The organism is Rhizobium sp. SSA_523 (assembly GCF_030435705.1).
Lineage (GTDB): Bacteria > Pseudomonadota > Alphaproteobacteria > Rhizobiales > Rhizobiaceae > Neorhizobium.
In genome coordinates this window covers 1483809-1504616 of sequence record NZ_CP129382.1, presented here as the reverse complement: position 1 = coordinate 1504616, position 20808 = coordinate 1483809, and the positions used below count along the sequence as shown (strand labels likewise).

General features: G+C 61.9%; 17 protein-coding genes. 4 read left to right on the top strand and 13 right to left on the bottom strand.

Annotation, left to right across the window (positions count from 1 at the left end; translation table 11 throughout):
* Positions 1-282: 282 nt before the first annotated feature.
* Both QTJ18_RS15625 and QTJ18_RS15620 read right to left on the bottom strand, forming a co-directional pair.
* Positions 283-2022: a methyl-accepting chemotaxis protein gene (locus QTJ18_RS15625; RefSeq protein ID WP_252751106.1), complete on the bottom strand. Its 1740-nt coding sequence runs from the start codon at positions 2020-2022 to the stop codon at positions 283-285.
* 399 nt (positions 2023-2421) lie between these two features.
* Positions 2422-3675 (bottom strand): AGE family epimerase/isomerase, encoded by a 1254-nt coding sequence (locus tag QTJ18_RS15620; RefSeq protein WP_252751105.1) that lies wholly within the window; start codon positions 3673-3675, stop codon positions 2422-2424.
* 210 nt (positions 3676-3885) lie between these two features.
* Here QTJ18_RS15620 and metH point away from each other — a divergent pair, with 210 nt between their 5' ends.
* Positions 3886-7659, top strand: a complete 3774-nt coding sequence (metH, locus tag QTJ18_RS15615; protein WP_252751104.1) for a methionine synthase — start codon at positions 3886-3888, stop codon at positions 7657-7659.
* A gap of 10 nt (positions 7660-7669) precedes the next feature.
* Here the strand turns inward: metH and QTJ18_RS15610 are convergent, their stop codons facing one another.
* The 11 genes from QTJ18_RS15610 to QTJ18_RS15560 form a co-directional block, all read right to left on the bottom strand.
* The gene (locus QTJ18_RS15610; RefSeq protein ID WP_252751103.1) at positions 7670-8068 is read right to left on the bottom strand and encodes a type II toxin-antitoxin system VapC family toxin; all 399 of its coding nucleotides are present in this window, start codon (positions 8066-8068) and stop codon (positions 7670-7672) included.
* Positions 8065-8298, bottom strand: a complete 234-nt coding sequence (locus QTJ18_RS15605; protein WP_252751102.1) for an AbrB/MazE/SpoVT family DNA-binding domain-containing protein — start codon at positions 8296-8298, stop codon at positions 8065-8067. The genes QTJ18_RS15610 and QTJ18_RS15605 overlap by 4 nt, the downstream gene beginning before the upstream one ends.
* 81 nt (positions 8299-8379) lie before the next feature.
* Positions 8380-9249 carry a protein phosphatase 2C domain-containing protein gene (locus QTJ18_RS15600; protein WP_252751101.1) on the bottom strand — a complete coding sequence of 290 codons (870 nt, stop codon included), beginning with the start codon at positions 9247-9249 and terminating at the stop codon, positions 8380-8382.
* A gap of 4 nt (positions 9250-9253) precedes the next feature.
* Positions 9254-10297 (bottom strand): zinc-dependent alcohol dehydrogenase family protein, encoded by a 1044-nt coding sequence (locus QTJ18_RS15595; protein WP_252751100.1) that lies wholly within the window; start codon positions 10295-10297, stop codon positions 9254-9256.
* Positions 10298-10430: 133 nt separating this feature from the next.
* The gene (locus tag QTJ18_RS15590) at positions 10431-10643 is read right to left on the bottom strand and encodes a hypothetical protein (RefSeq protein ID WP_252751099.1); all 213 of its coding nucleotides are present in this window, start codon (positions 10641-10643) and stop codon (positions 10431-10433) included.
* Positions 10644-10917: 274 nt separating this feature from the next.
* A complete protein-coding gene (locus QTJ18_RS15585; protein ID WP_252751098.1) occupies positions 10918-11655 on the bottom strand; it encodes a PHP domain-containing protein in 738 nt (245 codons plus the stop codon).
* 54 nt (positions 11656-11709) lie between these two features.
* Complete coding sequence (locus tag QTJ18_RS15580; protein ID WP_252751097.1) at positions 11710-12774, bottom strand: ABC transporter ATP-binding protein; 1065 nt, start codon at positions 12772-12774, stop codon at positions 11710-11712.
* Between the two features lie 14 nt (positions 12775-12788).
* A complete protein-coding gene (locus QTJ18_RS15575; protein ID WP_252751096.1) occupies positions 12789-13571 on the bottom strand; it encodes an ABC transporter permease in 783 nt (260 codons plus the stop codon).
* Positions 13568-14467: an ABC transporter permease gene (locus QTJ18_RS15570; RefSeq protein ID WP_252751095.1), complete on the bottom strand. Its 900-nt coding sequence runs from the start codon at positions 14465-14467 to the stop codon at positions 13568-13570. The genes QTJ18_RS15575 and QTJ18_RS15570 overlap by 4 nt, the downstream gene beginning before the upstream one ends.
* Before the next feature lie 93 nt (positions 14468-14560).
* A complete protein-coding gene (locus QTJ18_RS15565) occupies positions 14561-15664 on the bottom strand; it encodes an ABC transporter substrate-binding protein (RefSeq protein ID WP_289851937.1) in 1104 nt (367 codons plus the stop codon).
* A 117-nt stretch (positions 15665-15781) separates the two neighbouring features.
* A complete protein-coding gene (locus QTJ18_RS15560) occupies positions 15782-16690 on the bottom strand; it encodes a MurR/RpiR family transcriptional regulator (RefSeq protein ID WP_252751093.1) in 909 nt (302 codons plus the stop codon).
* 168 nt (positions 16691-16858) lie between these two features.
* Between QTJ18_RS15560 and QTJ18_RS15555 the strand changes: the two genes are divergently transcribed.
* From QTJ18_RS15555 to QTJ18_RS15545, 3 genes are all read left to right on the top strand, one after another.
* On the top strand, positions 16859-17635 hold the full coding sequence (locus QTJ18_RS15555) for an N-formylglutamate amidohydrolase (RefSeq protein WP_252751355.1): 777 nt from the start codon (positions 16859-16861) through the stop codon (positions 17633-17635).
* A 120-nt stretch (positions 17636-17755) separates the two neighbouring features.
* Complete coding sequence (locus QTJ18_RS15550; protein ID WP_252751092.1) at positions 17756-19258, top strand: amino acid permease; 1503 nt, start codon at positions 17756-17758, stop codon at positions 19256-19258.
* 112 nt (positions 19259-19370) lie between these two features.
* Positions 19371-20741, top strand: a complete 1371-nt coding sequence (locus QTJ18_RS15545) for a glutamine synthetase family protein (protein WP_252751091.1) — start codon at positions 19371-19373, stop codon at positions 20739-20741.
* Positions 20742-20808 lie beyond the last annotated feature (67 nt).

The window sequence follows — 20808 nt, the reverse complement described above, 5'->3', positions numbered from 1 at the left end:
ATGGTTATCTGTCCCAGAATGATACAGGTGACCGCCGGTCCTCACCCGATCTTAACGTCCTTTCACGGCATCGCGTGCTATTGCGGGACAGCTGGGCCATTGCTTCTGTGCCAGTTCAAGATTGGCGGGAGAAATCATCGGACCCCCGCTCCGCCATAAGCGCGATGATTTCTCCCTTATCATTCCCGACAATTTTAGGCCTGCCTCCGCATCTTGAACTATCGCGAGGCCAGGAGTGGCCCCGCAGGGTGCGGTCAGGCCCCGGTCGCCTTAGCGGGTAGATCAGAAATCCTGCCAGTCTTCCTTCAAGGCGGTGTTGCCGCGGACCGCTGCGAGGGGGCGCCGTGCCAGCGGGCTTCGCCCATCTGCCGTACCGGGCTTGCCGCCGCCGCGCCGCGCCGCACCATCCGGACCGCGTCCCTGCAAGGTGAAGTGAGAGAGAACGGCCCGCAGGCCCGCGGTCTCGGAGGCCAGCGAACTGCTGGCGGCGGTGGATTCCTCCACCATGGCCGCATTCTGCTGGGTCATCTGGTCCATCTGGTTGACCGCGCTGTTGACTTCGCCCAGCGCGATGGATTGCTCCTTGGCTGCGCTGGCAATGGCTTCGATCCGCTCATTGACGGCGGCAATATTGCTCTCGATCGTTCGCAGGGCGTGGCCTGTCTCGCTGACGAGGCGGACGCCGGTCTCGACTTCGCGCGAGGAATTCTGGATCAGACCCTTGATTTCCTTGGCAGCCGCGGCGGAGCGCTGGGCGAGTTCCCGCACTTCCTGTGCAACGACGGCAAAACCCTTGCCGGCCTCGCCGGCTCGCGCCGCCTCGACCCCGGCATTCAGCGCCAGAAGATTGGTCTGGAAGGCGATTTCGTCGATCACTCCGATAATATTGGAGATCTGGCCGGACGAGGCTTCGATCCGCGCCATGGCATCGACAGCATCGGCCACGACCTTGGCGGAGCGAACGGCATTGTCATTGGCCGTGGAGGCCGCGGTGCGTGCTTCATCGGCGCGCTGCGAGGACGTCGTCACATTGGCGGTGATCTCATCAAGTGCGGCGGCGGTCTGCTCCAGCGAGGCGGCCTGCTGTTCGGTGCGCTTGGACAGGTCCTGGGCGCTGCGGCTGATCTCCTGCGTGCCCGTGTCGATCTCCTCGGTTGATCGGGCGACTGATCCCAGCGTCTCTCCCAGCTGGGCGACGGTGGCATTGAAGCTTTCGCGTAAAGTCTCGAAATCCGGAGCGAAGGCCGTCTGGATGGAACAGTTCATATTGCCCTTTGCCAGCGACAGCAGCCCTTCGCCAATCTGCTCCACGGCCCGGACGCGGTCGGTCACATCGGTCGCGAATTTGACGATCTTCGCCACTTCGCCCTTTTCATTGCGAATGGGATTGTAGGAGGCATTGATCACCACCCGCTTGCCACCCTTGCCCACCCGGGGAAATTCGGCGATTTGCGGCTGCCCGGCATTCAGTTGAGACCAGAAGGTCCGGTAATCGGCGCTGGCGGCATAGGCCGGATCGACGAACAGGCTGTGGTGCTGGCCGACGATTTCGCCGAGGCTGTAGCCCAGCGTCTTGAGGAAATTCTCGTTTGCCGTCACCACCTTGCCGTCGGGCGTGAACTCGATGATCGCCTGCACGCGGCTGATGGCCTCCATCTGGTTGTGGTAGTCGAGGTTCAGCAGGCGTGCTTTGGCATCGAACCACTCGACGACGAATCCGACAATCTTGTTTGCATTCTTCAGGGGCGTCACGCTGAGGTCGAAGGCGCGGCCTCCCACCCAGATGGTGGCGCGGTGTGGCTTCTGGAGCGAGGCCAGCATGCGCCGCTGATGCTGCGGGTTCTTGTGAAATATGTCGATATTGCTGCCGATCAGCCTGTCGACGCTCAAACTCGGGAAGTCTTTGCGCAGATCGCCTTCGGCTTCGACAAGCAGTGCGCGCACCGCATCATTCATGTAGCGGATCGTCAGCTGCGTATCGGCGATCATGATATTGGCTCCCACCGCATTGAGAGCTTGCATCTTAAGGTTGTTTTCCTGCCCCTGCAATTTCCACATCGAACTCTTCCTTCTGAGGTCGTATCGCCGCTGGCTGCGTGTCGCTACAAATAGTGAATGCATCTCTTCTACAGTTTGAATTTATATTCTGTTGTTAAAGTAATGGTTAACGCGTGAATATACATGATAAATGCTAAATTTCGTCCATCATAATTTAGAAAGCAGCGTACAACGCTCAGGTTTACATTCGGAGTGCTGATTGCGGGGCGGTCGGTTGTGCTCGCGTGTAATCCGCAAGCGGGCCGCGTTTACATTTGCCTCCCAAATCGGTGACACCAAACGAAAAGGCCGCCGGCAGATGATGCCGACGGCCTTTGTTTGCACGTCTGATGTCGTCACAAGGGAGGGTCTTGCCCCTGCCGCTCAGGCGCCGAGCGCGCCTCCGCTTTCCGCAATGACCTTGGTGAGGCTTCCCGTCGCGGGGAACAGGGGGATCAGGCATGCCTGCAGGGCGTGATAGATATCGCCTTTGCCTGGGAAGAGACTATTGGCCGGAACGAGGTCCTGCGTGGTCTCCTCGAACCATCCGCCATTGTCGCGATCCAGAAAATGCCTGGCAATGGTCGACCAGATCATCCGGTAGCTGTCTTCGTGGAAGGCGCTTGGGGCGTGGGCATTGAGGAAATGCGCGGCACCGGCGGCCTCGCACATGGGCCACCACAGTTTCGATGTCTTGTCCGGCTCGTCCTGCCAATCCAGCGTATAGAAGAAGCCGCCCGCCTGCTTGTCCCAGCCAAGCGTGATGGAGCGTTCGAACAGCGCTTCGGCGGCCTCAGGCATCCAGCCATGCGCCTTGCCGCCCAGGCTATAGAGCTGCAGCAGCAGTCTTGCCCATTCCAGCCAATGGCCGGGCGTCGTGCCGGCCGGGCGGAACATCTCATTGGGATGGTAATAATTGCGGTCGACCACCCATTCCTCGGAGAAATGTTCGGCCACCCGGAACCCTTCCTCGCGGGCCCGGCGGTTGATCAGCAGGTCGGCAATGCGTTCGGCCTTGGCCAGATAGGCGCGCTCGCCGGTCACCTCATAGGCCGCCATCAGGCTTTCGGTCAGGTGCATGTTCGAGTTCTGGCCGCGATAGCCGGGCACGGGCTGCCAGTCCGCGGAAAACTCCTCCGCAATGGCGCCATGACGTTCCTCCCAGAAGCGCGTCTCGATCACTTCACTGATATCGGCAAGCATGCGGTCGGCCAGCGGATGACCGATTACCTTGGCGGAGGAGGCGGCAAGCAGCACGAAAGCATGGCCGTAGCCCTGTTTCGAGCTATCCACGGCGCCGGTATCATCGGCTTGCCAGACATAGCCGCCATGGGTCTGGTCGCGATGCCGCTCCCAGAGATAGCGCATGCCATGGTCCACGATGTCGGCCGCCCCCGGCCGCCCCAGGAGATCGGCGATCGCGAAGCAATGGACCATGCGGGCGCTGGCATGGATGCCGCGTACCGGATTGTCGGCCACAAGCGGTCTGCCCGTCCAGTCGAGATCGTAAAAGCCGCCTTTCGGATTGACGGCCCTATATTGAAAGAAGTCCATCAGGCCCTCTGCCTGCGACAGGAGCCAGTGGCGATGATAGGGACGATCTGCGAAATGTGCGGGAAGCGGTCCGGCGGCGTTCATGTCTGCTCCGAAACTTGGAATGAGAACCGAACATGCCTATAGCGGTCGCAGCCAGGGATGTCATGCCGAAGAGCAGGCCTGGCCGCCATTCCACCTATATGTTGACATAAAGATATCTTTATGTGATTTGTCTTGATCAGCCCGTTTCAATCTGCCCCGTTTTGGATCTACCCCGTTTCGATCTGCCAATGAAAGCCAAGGAGTTTGCCCGTGTTCGACAACCTGTTCGGTCCGGAAGGCGCGGCGCGCAATGGCCGCGACATCTTCGAAGCGCTTGCCACGGCAGCCCGCGAGCGCATTCTCATCCTGGACGGCGCCATGGGGACCCAGATCCAGGGCCTCGGCTTCGACGAAAACCATTTCCGCGGCGACCGCTTCATCGGCTGTGCCTGTCATCAGCAGGGCAATAACGACCTTCTGATCCTGACGCAGCCACAGGCGATCGAAGACATCCATTATCGCTACGCCATGGCGGGCGCCGATATCATCGAGACCAACACCTTTTCCTCGACCCGCATTGCGCAGGCCGATTACCAGATGGAAGGCGCTGTCTACGATCTCAACAAGGAGGGCGCCCAGGTCGTGCGCCGGGCGATCGAACGCGCCATGCGCGAAGACGGCAAACGCCGTTTCGTGGCCGGCGCGATCGGCCCGACCAACCGGACCGCCTCCATTTCGCCGGATGTCAACAATCCGGGCTTTCGCGCCGTCTCCTTCGACGATCTGCGCCTGGCCTATGCCGAGCAGATCGACGGGCTGATCGATGGCGGCGCCGATATCATCCTGATCGAGACGATCTTCGACACGCTGAACGCCAAGGCTGCGATCTTTGCCTGCGAGGAGCGCTTCGAGGCCAAGGGCATCCACCTGCCGGTGATGATTTCCGGCACGATCACCGATCTTTCCGGCCGGACGCTTTCGGGCCAGACACCGACTGCCTTCTGGAATTCGGTCCGCCACGCCAATCCTTTCACGATCGGCTTCAACTGCGCGCTCGGTGCCGATGCCATGCGGCCGCATCTGCAGGAAGTCTCGGCCATTGCCGATACTTTCGTCTGCGCCTATCCCAATGCCGGCCTGCCGAACGAGTTCGGCCAGTACGACCAGTCGCCGGACGACATGGCCCGCCAGGTCCGCGAATTTGCCAGAGAGGGGCTGGTGAACGTGGTCGGGGGCTGCTGCGGCTCGACGCCGGAGCATATCCGCGCCATCGCCGAAACGGTGAAGGAATTTTCGCCGCGCCAGGTGCCGGAGCATCGTCCGTTCATGTCGCTGTCGGGCCTCGAGCCCTTCGAGCTGACCAAGGATATTCCCTTCGTCAATGTGGGCGAGCGCACCAATGTGACCGGCTCGGCGCGCTTCCGCAAGCTGATCACCGCTGCCGACTACACGTCGGCACTGGCTGTGGCACGCGACCAGGTGGAAAACGGCGCGCAGATCATCGACATCAACATGGATGAGGGCCTGATCGATTCCGGCCGCGCCATGGTGGAATTCCTCAACCTGATCGCCGCGGAGCCGGATATCGCCCGCGTGCCGGTGATGATCGACAGCTCGAAATTCGAGATCATCGAAGCGGGCCTCAAATGCGTGCAGGGCAAGTCGGTGGTCAATTCCATCTCGCTGAAGGAAGGCGAGGAGAATTTCATCCACCAGGCAAAGCTCGTGCGCCGCTTCGGCGCCGCGGTTGTCGTGATGGCCTTCGACGAGCAGGGCCAGGCGGACAGCTACCAGCGCAAGGTGGAGATCTGCCGGCGTGCCTACAAGATCCTGACGGAACAGGCGGGGTTTGCGCCGGAAGACATCATCTTCGACCCGAATATTTTCGCCGTCGCGACCGGCATCGAGGAGCACGACAATTACGGCGTCGACTTCATCGAGGCGACCCGCACCATCCGTCAGGAAATGCCGCTGGTGCATATTTCCGGCGGCGTGTCGAACCTGTCCTTCTCCTTCCGCGGCAATGAGCCGGTACGCGAGGCCATGCATGCGGTGTTCCTCTATCACTGCATCCAGGCCGGCATGGACATGGGCATTGTCAATGCCGGACAGCTGGCGATTTACGAGAACATCGATCCGGAGCTGCGCGAGGCCTGCGAAGACGTGGTGTTGAACCGCCGCAAGGATGGCACGGAGCGCCTGCTTTCGGTTGCCGAGCGCTTCCGCGGCGTGGCCGGCAAGGAGGCCAAGGCGCAGGATCTGAGCTGGCGCGAATGGCCGGTGGAAAAGCGGCTCGAACATGCGCTGGTCAACGGCATTACCGATTATATCGAAGGCGATACGGAAGAGGCGCGCCTGGCGGCGGAACGGCCGCTGCATGTCATCGAAGGACCCTTGATGGCCGGCATGAACGTGGTGGGCGATCTCTTCGGCTCCGGCAAGATGTTCCTGCCGCAGGTGGTCAAGTCCGCCCGGGTGATGAAGCAGGCGGTGGCGGTTCTTCTGCCCTATATGGAAGAGGAAAAGCGCCTGAACGGCGGTGACGGGAAACAGGCCGCCGGCAAGGTGCTGATGGCCACCGTCAAGGGCGATGTGCACGATATCGGCAAGAACATTGTCGGCGTCGTTCTGGCCTGCAACAATTACGAGATCATCGATCTCGGCGTCATGGTGCCGGCCACCCGGATTCTCGAGGTGGCGAAGCAGGAAAATGTCGATGTCATCGGCCTTTCCGGCCTGATCACGCCCTCGCTCGATGAAATGGTGCATGTCGCCGCGGAAATGGAGCGCCAGGGATTCAACGTGCCGCTCCTGATCGGCGGCGCGACGACCAGCCGCGTGCACACGGCGGTGAAGATCCATCCGCAATACAAAGCCGGGCAGGCGGTCTATGTGACCGATGCCAGCCGGGCGGTCGGCGTGGTCTCCAATCTTCTCGCCGAAGGCGGGCGGGAGGCCTATGTCGAGGGCATCCGGGCGGAATATGCCAAGGTGGCGGCGGCGCATGCCCGCGCCGAGGCGGAGAAGACGCGTCTGCCGATCGCAAGGGCGAGGGCCAATGCCCACAAGGTGGACTGGTCGGCCTATGAGCCGGTGAAGCCGAGCTTTACCGGCATCAAGGTGTTTGAGGATTTTCCGCTGGATGAACTGGTGCCCTATATCGACTGGACGCCCTTCTTCCAGACCTGGGAACTGAAGGGCCGCTATCCGGCAATCCTCGACGACGAGAAGCAGGGCGAGGCGGCGCGCCATCTCTATGCCGATGCGCAGGCCATGCTCAAGAAGATCGTCGAGGAAAAGTGGTTCCGGCCGCGGGCCGTGATCGGCTTCTGGCCGGCCAATGCGGTGGGCGACGACATCCGCCTCTTCACCGACGACAGCCGCCGCGAGGGACTTGCCACGCTGTTCACGCTGCGCCAGCAATTGTCCAAGCGCGATGGCCGGCCCAATGTGGCGCTCAGCGATTTCGTCGCGCCCATCGATAGCGGCAAGGCGGATTATGTCGGCGGCTTCGTCGTCACCGCCGGCATCGAGGAAGTGGCGATTGCCGAGCGCTTCGAACGTGCAAACGACGATTACTCGTCCATCATGGTCAAGGCGCTGGCCGACCGCTTCGCCGAGGCCTTTGCCGAACGGATGCACGAGAAGGTGCGGCGCGACTATTGGGGCTATGCGAGCGACGAGCAATTTTCGAACGAGGATCTGGTGGCGGAAGCCTATGCCGGTATCCGCCCGGCGCCGGGCTATCCTGCGCAGCCCGACCATACGGAAAAGGAAACGCTCTTCCGCCTGCTCGATGCAACGGCAACGACCGGCGTCGAGCTGACGGAGAGCTATGCCATGTGGCCCGGCTCGTCCGTTTCCGGCCTCTATATCGGCCATCCCGAGAGCTATTATTTCGGGGTGGCGAAGGTGGAGCGTGACCAGGTCGAGGATTATGCAAGGCGCAAGGGGATGGAGATCCCCGAGGTCGAGCGCTGGCTGGGGCCGGTCCTGAATTACGTCCCGACAAAGGGCGAGGAGCAGGTCGACGACGCGGCGTGAGGGGTGACCTTCACGGCGCGATCAGCCTTGCGTTCGGGAAATAGGTTCTGTATCTGCCCGCATCACGCGTCAGAAGCGGAACATTCTCTGTCGCAGCCTGAGCGCCAATGAAGAAGTCGGGCAGGACTCCTGTCCGAGTCCCGCCAGCCTTTCTGTAAGTTACAAATGCCTTGCCTGCCAGAAATAGTGCAGGAAGACTGATTGGAACCCGTTCCAGTCCAGCCGCTTCGATGAAGTGGTCGAGCTCGTGTATCGAGGCGTAGCGAACCGCTAGCTCCGCATAGATGACGTCATTGCTTATCAGCGATCCTTGGCGTGCTGCTGCAGCAAGTTGCATCACTGACCATCCCGGCCATTGGATATCGTCGGTGACCAAATCCAGAAGAACGTTGGTATCGACCAGAATCACAGCTCGCCGCGTGTCGAGGCGATAATATCGTCAGTGTTTTGTCCTTCGCCAGCGTGGCCGCGCAGTTTTTCAAATCGGTCAATCTGTGACGCATGGTCTTTACGCAGCAGAATGACGGAGCCATCGGCTGTCTGTCGGAAATCGACCTGGCTGCCGGGAGTCAGACCCAAATGATCTCGCACCGCCTTGGGGAGCGTGATCTGCCCGTTTTGCTTGACGGTCGTCGCCATGTGCGCTCCGTTCGTCCTTCCCCTGGCAAGGTATGCGCTTCCCGGTAATGCTTCAAGAGGCAGGCGCTGAGACGCCGCGCCTCACCCCTCCACGCGAACCAAGATCGCCGTCGTGTCGTCGCTCTGCTTGAAGCGCGGGTATTGCAGCCCCTCGGGATCGACCTCCCGCTCCATGTGCCTCAGTTCTGCGACGAGGGGAGCAAGCCCGGCCGTGGCGGCGCGGCGGATGAGGGCCCCGGCATCGTATAAGCGGTAGAGGCTGACGAGATCGGCGAGGCCGTCCGAACAGATGACGGTGGTCGCGCCGCCTGTCAGGGGGATCGTCCGGCGGGCGAGATGATCGGCGGCGTCGGGCACGAGGCCGAGTGACCAGACCCGGCCCTGCGGTGTGTTCTGTCGCGCCCGGCTTGCCCGCAGATCGTCAAGCGTCTGCGGATCGCCGATCAGCGAGCCGGCCGCGCCGATGCCGCCAAGCCGCGTGATATGGGCACGGGCGGCAGCCTGCTCGCGCTCGAAGGCGTCGGGCAGGGCGGTGCAGGTTTGCGTGCGGCCGTCGTCATGCAGCACATAGACGACGCTGTCCCCGAGCCCGAAAAACTCCAGCCCCTGCTCGGTGATGCTGAGGCCGGCAAGCGCTGCCAGAGGCCAGGCATAGCGCGGCTGTTCGCCCGCCACCGCATCGAAGACCGTCCGCGCATCGGTGCTGATGCGGCGCAGCAGGTTTGCCACATCCGTCCCCGGTTCCAGTTCGGCCGACAGCCGCTGTGCGGCATAATCCGCGATCCAGGCGGCGTCGCTCTCGTGACTGTCCATGAACTGGCGATCGCCGAGGCCGGTCGCGCCATCCAGCACGAAGGCGGCGCTGCGGTTGGCGCCGAACCGGTCCTCATTGGCGCGGCCGGGCTTGCCGGCATCGGAGACACTGGCGATGACATCAAGTCTGAGGGTCATGGGTCTACTCGAACCGGTCGATGATGCTGATGCCGCTGTCGCGGAAACTATCCATGGCAGGCAGCGCTTCGGCGGCCTCCGAAAGGCTGATATGCCGCCCGATGAGCCTGTCCGGCGATAAAGTGCCGGCCTCGATCATGGCGAGCATGGCATCGTAGCGCCAGGCCTGCATGCCGTGGCTGCCGTAGATTTCCAGCTCATGGGCGATAACCCGGGCCATGGGGATCTGTGGCATGGCATGGTCCGCGAGCATCAACCCCACCTGCACATGCCGTCCGCGGCGCCTCAGATTGGAAATGGAATTGCAGCAGGTCTGCGGGTGGCCCAGCGCGTCGACGGAGACATGCGCGCCGCCGCCCGTCACCTCCCGAACGGCCTCCGCCACATCGACGACCTCTCGGCTGTTGATCGCGGCCTCGGCGCCGAGCGTGCGGGCGAGGGCGAGCTTGTCCTCGGCAATATCGATGGCAATGATGCGCGCGCCGAGCGCCCGGCCGATCATGATGGCCGAAAGGCCGACACCGCCACAGCCGTGAAGAGCCAGCCATTCTCCGCCCTTCAGCCGCCCCTGATCGACGACGGCGCGGAAGGAGGTCGCAAAACGGCAGCCGAGACTGGCCGCGGTGGCATAGGACATGCTTTCCGGCAGCCTTACCAGATTGCCGTCGGCATGGTCGATCGCGACATATTCGGCGAAGGATCCCCAATGGGTGAAGCCCGGCTGAAACTGCGCCTCGCAGACCTGCTGATTGCCGGAGCGGCATTCCTGGCAGCGGCCGCAGCCGGAGACGAAGGGGACGGTGACCCGGTCGCCGCTCCTGAAACGCCTGACATCGCGGCCGACGGCGGTGATCACGCCGGCAAATTCATGGCCGGGCACGTGCGGCAGCGCAATATCCGGATCATGTCCCATCCAGCCATGCCAGTCGCTGCGGCAGAGCCCGGTCGCCTCGACCTTGATGACGACGCCATCGTCGCTCGGCGTGGGATCTTGCAGCGTCGCCACTTTCGGGGCTTCGCCGAAGCGTTCGAAATAGAGAGCGCGCATGGCATATCCTTCCATCGTTCGGCCGAGAAGTAGCGTGATTTGCCATGGGATGGAAAGGCAATAAGGACGTCTCCCAGAATGAGCGGTGCCCCTTGCCGGTCCCCGCAACCGGGCCTTTGCCTGGGGGCGCGGATCAAAACCAGATGGGGTTGGTCCAGGCGCGTCTGCCCGCCGAATCGACGATGGTGACGCGGATCCACGGCGAGTTTGCAAAGCGCTGCAGGGAGATGCTGGCCTCTGTCATCGAATGGCCGTGGGTTGCGACGGCAGCCGTGCCATGGCCCTGGACGATCAGCGTGGAAACCGCCGTCGATTGTACCGTAAGCGCGGTGTTGGAGAGCGACACGTTGCGGATTTCCGGTCCCTGGCTCGAATAGAAGTCGCCGCGCGTGGGTCAAAACTCAATCAGGTTTCGGGCGTGGCGCGAGCGGATTTTGTTTGCGAATAGGAGAAGAGGCTGCCGTGGAGCAAAACTCCACAAAGCCTGTTCGACGCCTTCGCAGGCAAAATCCGCCGCGTCCCGCAGGGATATGGCGAAAATCGCCCATTTCCACGTCGCGAAGCCTTGATGGATATTGGATCCACCGGTGGCTTCGCTCCTCGAACTGAACGATTTTCTCTCATACCACGCGCCAAATCCTGATTGAGTTTTGACCCGTGAGCGCTTCCAGCAAAAGCTCCGGCGCATTGGCCTCAGCCTTCACCATCACCCAGCCGCCGAAATGGTCGGGCTCGGTGAAGTGCGCATCGTCGGTGGCAATGAGCGTCAGCCGCCGGCCCTCGGACAAGAGAAGATCGGCCGTGTGAAAACCGTCCGGTCGGTCACAGCCGATGGCGCAGCCGTGATTATAGACCTCCACCGCATGCGCCGCCTCGATGGAACGGGCATCCTCCATGGTCATGCCCGACCATTGCGGATGTGCAATGGCGACGAAGGCTCCGGCCTCGCGGGCGCGCCGGGCCAGTTCCGGACCGCTTTCCTGTCCCTCGATCGGCTTGAAAGAGGGCGTGTTGGAGGGCGCGAAATCATCCGGCAGGCCGACGGCGAGGATGTGCCATAATTCGCCGTTCTGCATGGCGCCCGAATGCAGTTCCGCGCCGAGAATGGTGGTGAACTTGTCGCTACGGAACGGCCTTGTATCGGCCAGCGGGTAGTTGAAATGACCGACGAAATGGTCGGTCAGGGCGATGAAATCATAGCCCTCGGCCCGGTAGCGCCGGCAGACTTCCTCCGGCGTCAGCGCCCCGTCCGACAGATTGGAATGCGTGTGAAGATTGCCGCGGTAGAACCGGCCGGGCGCGGTGAAGGCCAGAAGCGGCTGGACCGATGACGGGTCGGGCGGGAAAGGGGTTGGCATGACGCGTGCCTTCAGCGGAGAGCGTTTATCAGAAAGACCAATGTCGGAACCGGATCAGGCGGCCAGGACCACGGCATCGGCGGGCGAGAAATACACCCGCACCGTTTCGCCGATCGCAGGCATCGAGAAATTGGCCTGGTTGAACATGTCGATGCAGATCGTCTGATCGCCCACCACCAGCTTTGCGCGGATGATCGAGCCGTGGAAGCCGAAATGCTGGACGCGCCCCTCCAGCGCGATATCGCCCTGCTGGTGTTGCTGCATCGACAGCGCCTCCGGCCGCAAGGCGACGGTCACGGCATCGCCCGACCGCAAGGCCGAGCCACCGATCGCGCCAAGCGCGATGTCGTGTCCCGCAACCATCAGCCTGTTGCTGGCGGCATCAACGACACGGGCTTCGAATATGTTGAGCGTGCCGACGAATTCGGCGACGAACCGCGTCTTGGGACGGTTGTAGATCTCCGAGGGCGTGCCGATCTGGTCCGCCTTGCCGGCATTCATCACCACGATGCGATCGGAGATCGACAGCGCCTCTTCCTGATCATGTGTCACAAAAACCGTCGTGATGCCGAGTTGACGCTGGATCTGGCGGATTTCCTCCCGCAGCGACACGCGGATCTTGGCATCCAGCGCCGATAGCGGCTCGTCGAGCAGCAGAACCTGCGGGGCAGGGGCGAGCGCGCGGGCAAGCGCCACGCGCTGCTGCTGCCCGCCCGACATCTGGTAGGGATAGCGGTCCGCCAGATGCTCTAGATGGATGAGCTTCAGCATCTCCTTCACGCGTCCGGCGATCTCGGCCTTCGGCTTGCCGGCGACCTTGAGGCCGAAAGCGACATTGTCGAAGACATTCATATTCGGAAACAGCGCATAGGCCTGGAAGACCATGCCGATATTGCGCTGGTTCGGCTTCAGGCTGGTCTGGTCCTTGCCGTCGATCACGATCTGACCGGCGGATGGTGCCTCGAAGCCGGCGATCATGCGCAGCACAGTCGTCTTGCCGCAACCGGACGGTCCCAGAAAGGAGACGAATTCGCCCCGCTCGATCGCCATGTTGAAGTCGTGCACCACGCGGGTGGCGCCGAAGGATTTCTGCAAATGCGACAGGGTCAAAAAGCTCATCGTCGAAATCTCTCTCAAACCGGCGTCTGCGGTGTTTTCTGCAGCCGGGATATCAGCTGCATCAGGCCGAGGCAGGCCCATGTAATGGTGAAGGCGATAACGGCAAGCGCCGCCGGCTCATAGGCGCGGTTCGCTCCGAGAAGCTGCATATACGGTCCGAAGGCAGGCTTGTTGAGCAGTGCTGCCATGGTGAACTCGCCCAGCACGATGGCAAAGGTGACGAATGCGCCGGACATGACCGCCACCGTGACATTGGGCAGGATGATGCGGCCGATGATCGTCGCCCAGCCGGCGCCGAGGCTCTGGGCGGCCTCCGTCAGGGTCTTGATGTCGATGCTGCGCAAGCCCGTATCGACCGCCCGGTACATATAGGGCAGGCTAAGCGTCGCATAGCCGAACATCAGCAGGACATCCGTCCCGATCGAGGAGCCGGTGAGCGGCAGCCAGCTGGACGTGTTGTAGAGGCGGATATAGCCGAAGACGGTGACGATGGCCGGGATGACCAGCGGCAGAAGCGTGATGAACTCCACGTAAGGCCGCAGGAAAGGCAGTTTCAGGCGCACCCAATAGGCGGTCGGTACGACCAGAACAATGCCGAAGACGATTGTCAGAAGCGCCATCCAGACCGAATAGGTGAAGGTCTCATGGAAACGGCTATCGGCGAAGACCTTGGCATAGGCGTCGAAGGAGTATTCGCCGCGCCGCATCTTGAGCGAAAAATTGGTCATGCCGAGGAGCGGCAGGATGAAGTACAGAAGGCCGACGATGAGGGCGGCCCAGGCCCAGAGACGCTTCATTTCAGCCACCTCTCGCTGCGGGCGCGGAGCCAGATATAGACGGCATTGGCAAGGCCGGTGACGACGATCATGCCGAAGGCCAGGGCATAGCCGAGATGCGGATCACCCAGAACGTCGCCGCGGATCTGCGCGAAGAGAAGAATGGGCACGATGTTGAGCGACGAGCCGGTGAGGGCGATGGCGGTCGCCACGGCGCCGAAGGCATTGGCAAAGAGCAGCGCCAGCGTGCCAAGCAGCGACGGCATGAGGATCGGAAAGGCGACCAGGCGCCAATATTGGAAATTGGTGGCGCCGAGGATGGAGGCCGCCTCGCGCCATTCGCGCTTCAAGCCGTCCAGCGCCGGTGTGATGATCAGGATCATCAGCGGGATCTGGAAGAAGAGGTAGGTGATCGTCAGGCCCCAAAAGGACAGGATGTTGAAGCCCAGAACCCGCAGGTCGAGCCCGAGTTCGCTGCGCAGGAAGGCCGTGACGAGGCCGACGGGGCCAAGCGTTGCGAGAAAGGCGAAGGCCAGGGGCACGCCGGCGAAATTGGAGGCCACGCCGGAAAATGTGAGAAGCGGACCGCGTATCGCGCGCGGCAGGCCGCCCAGCACCACGGCAGCCGCCATGGCAAAGCCGATCAGGCAGCCGAGAAGCGCCGAGGCGAAGCTGATCTTGATCGAGATCCAGAAGGCGGCAAGGATGGAGGGCGTGAACAGGCCGGCGACATTTGCCAGGGTCAGGCCGCCCTCCGGCGTCTGGAAGGCGCCGATGACGATCTTCATCGTCGGCAGGATGAGAAACAGCAGGACGAAAGCCGTAAAGGGCAGGATGCCGAGCCAGTGCAGTGGCAGGCGCCGGACCGGTCGGGCAGGTGCGGCAACCGCGGGCCGGTCGGCCGTATCAATCGACATCTCGTCTTGCCCCTCTTCTTGTGCGTCTTTTTTCAGCGGTGAGGCCGCCCCGACACCTTGCGGTCAGAGGGGCGGCCCTTCGATCAGCGGGATTTAGTTGACGTTGGCGCCAACAACCTTGTCCCAGCCTTCGGTGACGGCGGCCTTGTTGGCGTCGACTTCTTCGAGAGTCGGGAAATAGGCCTTTTCATAGGCGGCAGCCGGCGGCAGCTTGTCGATCAGGTCCTGCGGAACCTTGCCGGCCTTGACCATGGCGTTGAAGCGGGCAGGGTGGCAATAGCCCTTCAGCCACAGGTTCTGGCCTTCATCCGAATAGAGATGCTCCATCCACAGCTTGGCGGCGTTCGGATGCGGCGCATAGGCGGAGATGCCCTGGACATAGACGCCGGCGAGAACGCCGGAGGCAGGCACCACGACTTCGACCGGCGGATTGCCCGCCAGCGTGTCCTTGGCGGAAAGGGCATTGTAGTCCCACATCACGACGATCGGCGTTGCGCCCTGGGCCAGCGTGCCCGACTTTCCGATGACGGGAACGAAATTGCCCGCCTTGTTCAGGTCGGCAAAGAACTTCAGGCCAGCGTCTCCCGCTTCCTTGCCGGGCTTGGCGCCACCCGCCATGCCGGCCGCCAGCACGCTGAGGATTGCCTGGTTGGAGGCGCGCGGATCACCGGCGAGAGCAACCTGGCCGGCATAGTCCGGCTTCAGCAGGTCCGACCAGTCTGCCGGATTGGTCTTCACCAGGTCCTTGTTCACCAGGAAGGCCATCACGCCGTAGTAGTCGCCGTACCAGTGGCCATCGGCATCCTTGATATTGGCGGGGATTTCGTCCCAGGTGGACACTTTGTAAGGCTGCAGCAGGCCTTCCTTCTTCATCTGCGGACCGAAGGCGAGGCCGACATCGATGACGTCGGGGGCCTGCGGGCCCTTATTGTCCTTGTTGGCCTTGATGGCTTCGACCTCGTCGGCCGAGCCGGCATCCGGGTTCAGTTCGTTGACCTGGATTTCCGGATATTTCTTCTTGAAGGAGGCGATCACCTCGCCATAGCCGCACCAGTCATGCGGCAAGGCGATGGTCGTCAGCATGCCTTCCTTCTTGGCAGCTGCGATCAGCTCGGCGCTCGGCTCGGCATAAGCGAGGCTTGCCGTCGCAACGACCATGGCAGTCGTCATGGAAAGCAGTCGGTGGAACTTGGTCATCACGATGTCCTCCTTGGGTTCTCTTCGTGTGGCGCGACTCGTAGAGTCGTTTGATGAATGGGATGTGACAGTTCAGATGCAGTCCGCAGGGCTTCGTTTCTCTTCACCTCATCCTGGCTAGGTATTGATTTTTCTTGTCGAATTCTCCTCAGGCGAACCCGGGCGGCGAAACAGCCGCGAGCGCTCGAACAAGGTCTCGAGCGACTTCATGCGCTCGCGGGTGCTTTCCCAGGACGCGCTCTGAACGGCCTCGATCAGCGCTTCCACGGTAAACAGGGTGACGACCGAGGAATCCCAGGCCGAAGGCGCCTCTATGCGCACCTTGAAGACGTGGCGGGCATGACGCGCCACCGGCGAGGCCCAGACATCGGTGAAGAGAATGATCTCGACATTGCTGGCCGCTGCCGCTTCCGCCAGCACGGCAAGCTCCTGCTCGTAGCGGCGGATATCGAAGATCACCAGCACGTCGCCGCTCTGCATGTTCAGAAGATATTGCGGCCAGGCGCTGCGATTGGTGGAAATCAGCGTCGTCTTCGGGCGGATCACCTGCATATGGGTGAAGAAGTATTCGGCCAGCGCGCCGGTGATGCGCCCACCGACGAAATAGATGTCGCGCCTGGCATCGCGCAGGAGATCGGCAGCCCCATCGAAGGTTGCCACATCGAGGCTTGCCAGAGTACCGCGCAGATTGGCGGTGATGGCTTCGGCGAAGCGGTTGAGAATATGGGCCGTCGGCGCGCTGGCCGCCCAGCGGTCATGCTTGGCGATCGGATTGGAGATCGTCGCTTCGAGATCCTGATGCAGATGCTGCTGGAACTCGGGATAGCCCTTATAGCCCAGTTTCTGCACCATGCGGGCCACCGTCGGCGTGGAGACGCCGGCATTGTCGGCAACCGTCGTGATGCTGCCGAGGCCGGACACGGGATAGTTCTCCAGCAGGCTGTCCGCCAGCTTGCGCTCGGCCGGCGTCAAGCCGTCATAATGCAGACGGATGACATCCAGCACCGTATGTGTTGGCGACGTCACGAGCAGCCCGATCCCCCTTGCCGGTCTCCGCCGGTTCTTGAGCGGGAAGTTAACAATCGATTGCTACAGCGAGTCAATCCGCAAGGCTGAAAAGAAATTTTCAGACTGAGGTTGACGGACCGCTAATGATGAAGAATTCTCTTCTGCGGAACCACGGGGGTGGCGAGAATGCTTTTCGAGACGCTTTTGCTGACGGAGGAGGAGGGCAGTCCCGTTGCCGTCGAGAATGCTCAAGGGACAAGCGAGGTTCTTCTTGTCTGCGAGCATGCGGGCAAGAAGCTGCCGGCGGCGCTTGGTGCGCTCGGCCTTTCCGATGAGGCCCTCTCCTCCCATATTGCCTGGGATCCGGGTGCCTTGGCCGTCTCCCGGCTGATGGCGCGCACGCTCGACGCCATGCTCATCCACCAGCGCTATTCCCGCCTGGTCTTCGATTGCAACCGCCCGCCGGGATCGGAGGGTGCCATTCGCGCGGTGAGCGAGACCTACGAGATTCCGGGCAATGCCGATCTGAGCGAGGCCGAGAAGGCCGCCCGCGCCGAGCTTCTCTATCATCCGTTCCAGAACAGGATCCGCGATGAGATCGCTCACCGTAAGCAGCGGGGCCAAACGACGGTGCTCGTCACCATCCACTCCTTCACGCCGGTCTATTTCGGAAAGCCGCGGGCCGTGGAGATCGGCATCCTGCACGACGCGGACAGCCGCCTGGCCGACGGGATGCTTGCCGCGGCGGCCGGAACAAGCCAGTTTGCCGTCGAGCGCAATCAGCCCTATGGTCCGGCCGACGGCGTGACGCATACGCTGGCCCTGCACGCGCTGCCGGCCGGTCTGCTCAATGTGATGATCGAAATCCGCAACGACCTGATTGCCGATGCCGCAGGGCAAAGCGTGGCTGCCGACTTCCTGTCGGGTCTGTTGATGGAAAGCCTGAAGACGTCCGAAAGATAATACCCAAGGGAGCAGTGACTGCTGCGGGCTCCGCAAAGACAAAAAAAGGCGGCGCAGCGCGAGTGGGTTGGTCATGCATGAGGCATGATTGCCTTTTCCTTACTTTGTGGAGATAGGGTAATGGATAGTTCATCGTCGGGTGTCAGCTATACCAAAGCTGAGACGGGTTATTTTGAGAAGCGGGGACTTTCCCGCTATGCCGGGATCTGGTCCCTCTGGGCGCTGGGGGTTGGCGCAGTGATATCCGGCCATTTTTCCGGCTGGAATTTCGGTTTCGCGACGGGCGGATGGGGTGGCATGCTGGTTGCCGGCATGATCATCGCCGTGATGTATCTCGGCCTGACCTTCTGCATTGCCGAAATGAGCCCGGCCTTGCCACATACGGGGGCTGCCTATTCCTTCGCCCGCACGGCGATGGGACCCTGGGGCGGCTTCCTCACCGGACTGTGTGAGAATGTCGAATATGTCATCACCCCGGCGGTGATCGTCACCTTCATCACCGCTTACGTCAATTCCATCCTCGGGCTCGACCCGGCCTATTCGCCGCTGGTGTGGATCGTCTTCTACATCCTGTTTGTCTCGCTCAACGTCTATGGCCTGGAACTCTCGTTCAAGGTGACCCTGGTCATCACGCTCATCTCGCTTGCGGTCCTGGTGTTCTTCTGGGTCAGCGCCATCCCGCAGATGGACTTCTCGCGCTGGGCGCTCAATATTGGCGCCGGGCCGGATGGGGCGGCCGTCGAACTGCCGGAGGGCAATGGCCCCTTCTTCCCGTTCGGCTTTTCCGGGGTGCTCGCAACCCTTCCCTTCGCCGTCTGGCTCTTCCTCGCAATCGAGCAATTGCCGCTGGCGGCCGAGGAATCGGTCGACCCGAAACGCGATATGCCGCGCGGCATCATCTTCGGCATGCTGACGCTGATGCTGTCCGCCTTCATGATCGTGCTTCTCAATCCGTCGCTTGCCAATGTCGGCGCCTTCCATCTCGGCTCGTCGCTGGAGCCTTTGCTGGACGGATTGAAGGCGATTTACGGCGACAGCGGCGTGGTGGTCCTCGGCCTCGTTGCGCTGACCGGCCTCATCGCAAGCTTCCATACGATCCTCTATGCACAGGGGCGGCAGATCTATTCCTTGTCGCGTGCCGGCTATTTCCCGACCTTCCTGTCGGTCACGCATCCGCGTTACCGCACGCCGCATGTCGCCATGATCGCCGGCGCGGTCATCGGCCTTTCCGTGATGCTGGTGATCTGGTTCTCCCTCGGCGCGGAAACCGGCGGCAGCGTCATCGGCAGCGTGCTTCTCAACATGGCGGTGTTCGGCGCCATGTTCTCCTATATCATGCAGGCAATTTCCTTCATTCTCCTGCGCAAGAAACTGCCCAATATCGAACGCCCGTTCCGTTCGCCATTCGGCATTCCCGGCGCGGTGCTGACGATCGTGATCGCCGTCATCACGCTGCTCTACCAGGTGCAGGACCCCAATTTCACCAAGGGTGTGTTGTGGGTTCTCGTCTGGTTCGGCGTCGCGATCGCCTATTTCGCCCTGTTCGGCCGGCATCATCTCATTCTCTCGCCTGAGGAAGAGTTTGCCATGGAACATCAGGCAAAGGCGTCGCCGGCCGAATGATCTGCCTGCTCTCTCAACTGGTCCGCCCGGGGCGGGCCAGCCTTCTCTTTTCGAAAGCCAGCCTTCTCTTTTTGAAAGCCAGCCTTCTCTTTTTGAAAGATGGAAAAGCCTGATGACCACCATCTACACATTCGACGACCTCAAGATCGACGTTTCGGCGGGACGCATCGATACCGTCATCGCCGCCCAGGTCGACATGCAAGGTCGCCTGATGGGCAAGCGGTTCCAGGCCGAATATTTCGTCGAGAGCGCCTGGAAGGAGACCCATAGCTGCAACTACCTTCTGGCGACCGACATGGAGATGGAAACCGTTTCCGGCTACAAGGCGACCAGCTGGGAAAAGGGCTATGGCGACTATACGATGCGGCCCGATCTCTCGACGCTGCGAAAGCTGCCCTGGCTGGAAGGAAGCGCTCTCGTCCTGTGCGATGTGCTGGACCATCACGGCCATGAGGAGGTTGCGCATTCGCCGCGCGCCATCCTGAAGAGGCAGGTCCAGCGGCTGGACGCCATGGGGCTTTCGGCGCTGATGGCGACCGAGCTGGAATTCTTCCTCTTCGATCAGACCTTCGAGGCGGCGCGCGACAGCGGCTATCGCAATCTCAAGCTCTCCAGCGCCTATAACGAGGATTACCACATCTTCCAGACCACCAAGGAAGAGGAGGTCATGCGCGCCGTTCGCACCGGTCTGCAGGGTGCCGGAATTCCGGTCGAAAATTCCAAGGGCGAAGCCTCGGCCGGGCAGGCGGAGATCAATGTGCGCTATGCGCCCGCCCTGACCATGGCGGATCGGCATGTGGTGATCAAGAATGCCGTGAAGGAGATCGCCTGGTCCAAGGGCCGCTCGGTGACCTTCCTTGCCAAATGGCACAATGCGGCGGCGGGCTCCTCCTCCCATATCCATCAATCGCTGTGGAGCGATGACGGCAAGACGCCGCTCTTCTACGATGCCGAGGCGCCTCACGGCATGTCCGAGCTGATGAAGCAGTATGTGGCCGGCCTGCTCGCCTATGCCGGCGACTATACCTATTTCCTCGCGCCCTACATCAATTCCTACAAACGCTTCGTCGCAGGCACGTTTGCGCCGACGAAGCTCGTCTGGAGCAAGGACAACCGCACCGCCGGCTTCCGCCTCTGCGGCGAAAAAACCAAGGGCATCCGGATCGAATGCCGCATTGGCGGCTCCGACCTCAACCCTTATCTCGCCATGGCGGCGCTCCTGGCGGCCGGCATCAAGGGGATAGAGGACGGGCTGGAGCTGGAGCCCGCTTTCGAAGGCGATGCCTATGGCGGGTCAGGGATAGGCGAGATCCCGCGCAGCCTGCGCGACGCATCGGTCCGGCTGAAGGGTTCAGCAATGTTGCGGCAGGCCTTCGGCGATGACGTCGTGGACCATTATGTGCGCGCGGCGGAATGGGAGCAGGAAGAGTTCGACCGCAAGGTGACGGATTGGGAAGTGGCGCGCGGTTTCGAGCGGGCGTGACGGGTTGCCGTCTCGTAAAACCGTGCGACAACTAGGGTCTAATGCGGAACCTGCTGAGCAGGGATTT

Coding starts and splice junctions, on each gene's coding strand:
- QTJ18_RS15625 (WP_252751106.1), bottom strand. CDS start 2,022: ATGCAAGCTCTCAATGCGGTGGGAGCCAATATCATGATCGCCGATACG.
- QTJ18_RS15620 (WP_252751105.1), bottom strand. CDS start 3,675: ATGAACGCCGCCGGACCGCTTCCCGCACATTTCGCAGATCGTCCCTAT.
- QTJ18_RS15605 (WP_252751102.1), bottom strand. CDS start 8,298: ATGGCGACGACCGTCAAGCAAAACGGGCAGATCACGCTCCCCAAGGCG.
- QTJ18_RS15600 (WP_252751101.1), bottom strand. CDS start 9,249: ATGACCCTCAGACTTGATGTCATCGCCAGTGTCTCCGATGCCGGCAAG.
- QTJ18_RS15595 (WP_252751100.1), bottom strand. CDS start 10,297: ATGCGCGCTCTCTATTTCGAACGCTTCGGCGAAGCCCCGAAAGTGGCG.
- QTJ18_RS15585 (WP_252751098.1), bottom strand. CDS start 11,655: ATGCCAACCCCTTTCCCGCCCGACCCGTCATCGGTCCAGCCGCTTCTG.
- QTJ18_RS15580 (WP_252751097.1), bottom strand. CDS start 12,774: ATGAGCTTTTTGACCCTGTCGCATTTGCAGAAATCCTTCGGCGCCACC.
- QTJ18_RS15575 (WP_252751096.1), bottom strand. CDS start 13,571: ATGAAGCGTCTCTGGGCCTGGGCCGCCCTCATCGTCGGCCTTCTGTAC.
- QTJ18_RS15570 (WP_252751095.1), bottom strand. CDS start 14,467: ATGTCGATTGATACGGCCGACCGGCCCGCGGTTGCCGCACCTGCCCGA.
- QTJ18_RS15565 (WP_289851937.1), bottom strand. CDS start 15,664: ATGACCAAGTTCCACCGACTGCTTTCCATGACGACTGCCATGGTCGTT.
- QTJ18_RS15555 (WP_252751355.1), top strand. CDS start 16,859: ATGCTTTTCGAGACGCTTTTGCTGACGGAGGAGGAGGGCAGTCCCGTT.
- QTJ18_RS15550 (WP_252751092.1), top strand. CDS start 17,756: ATGGATAGTTCATCGTCGGGTGTCAGCTATACCAAAGCTGAGACGGGT.
- QTJ18_RS15545 (WP_252751091.1), top strand. CDS start 19,371: ATGACCACCATCTACACATTCGACGACCTCAAGATCGACGTTTCGGCG.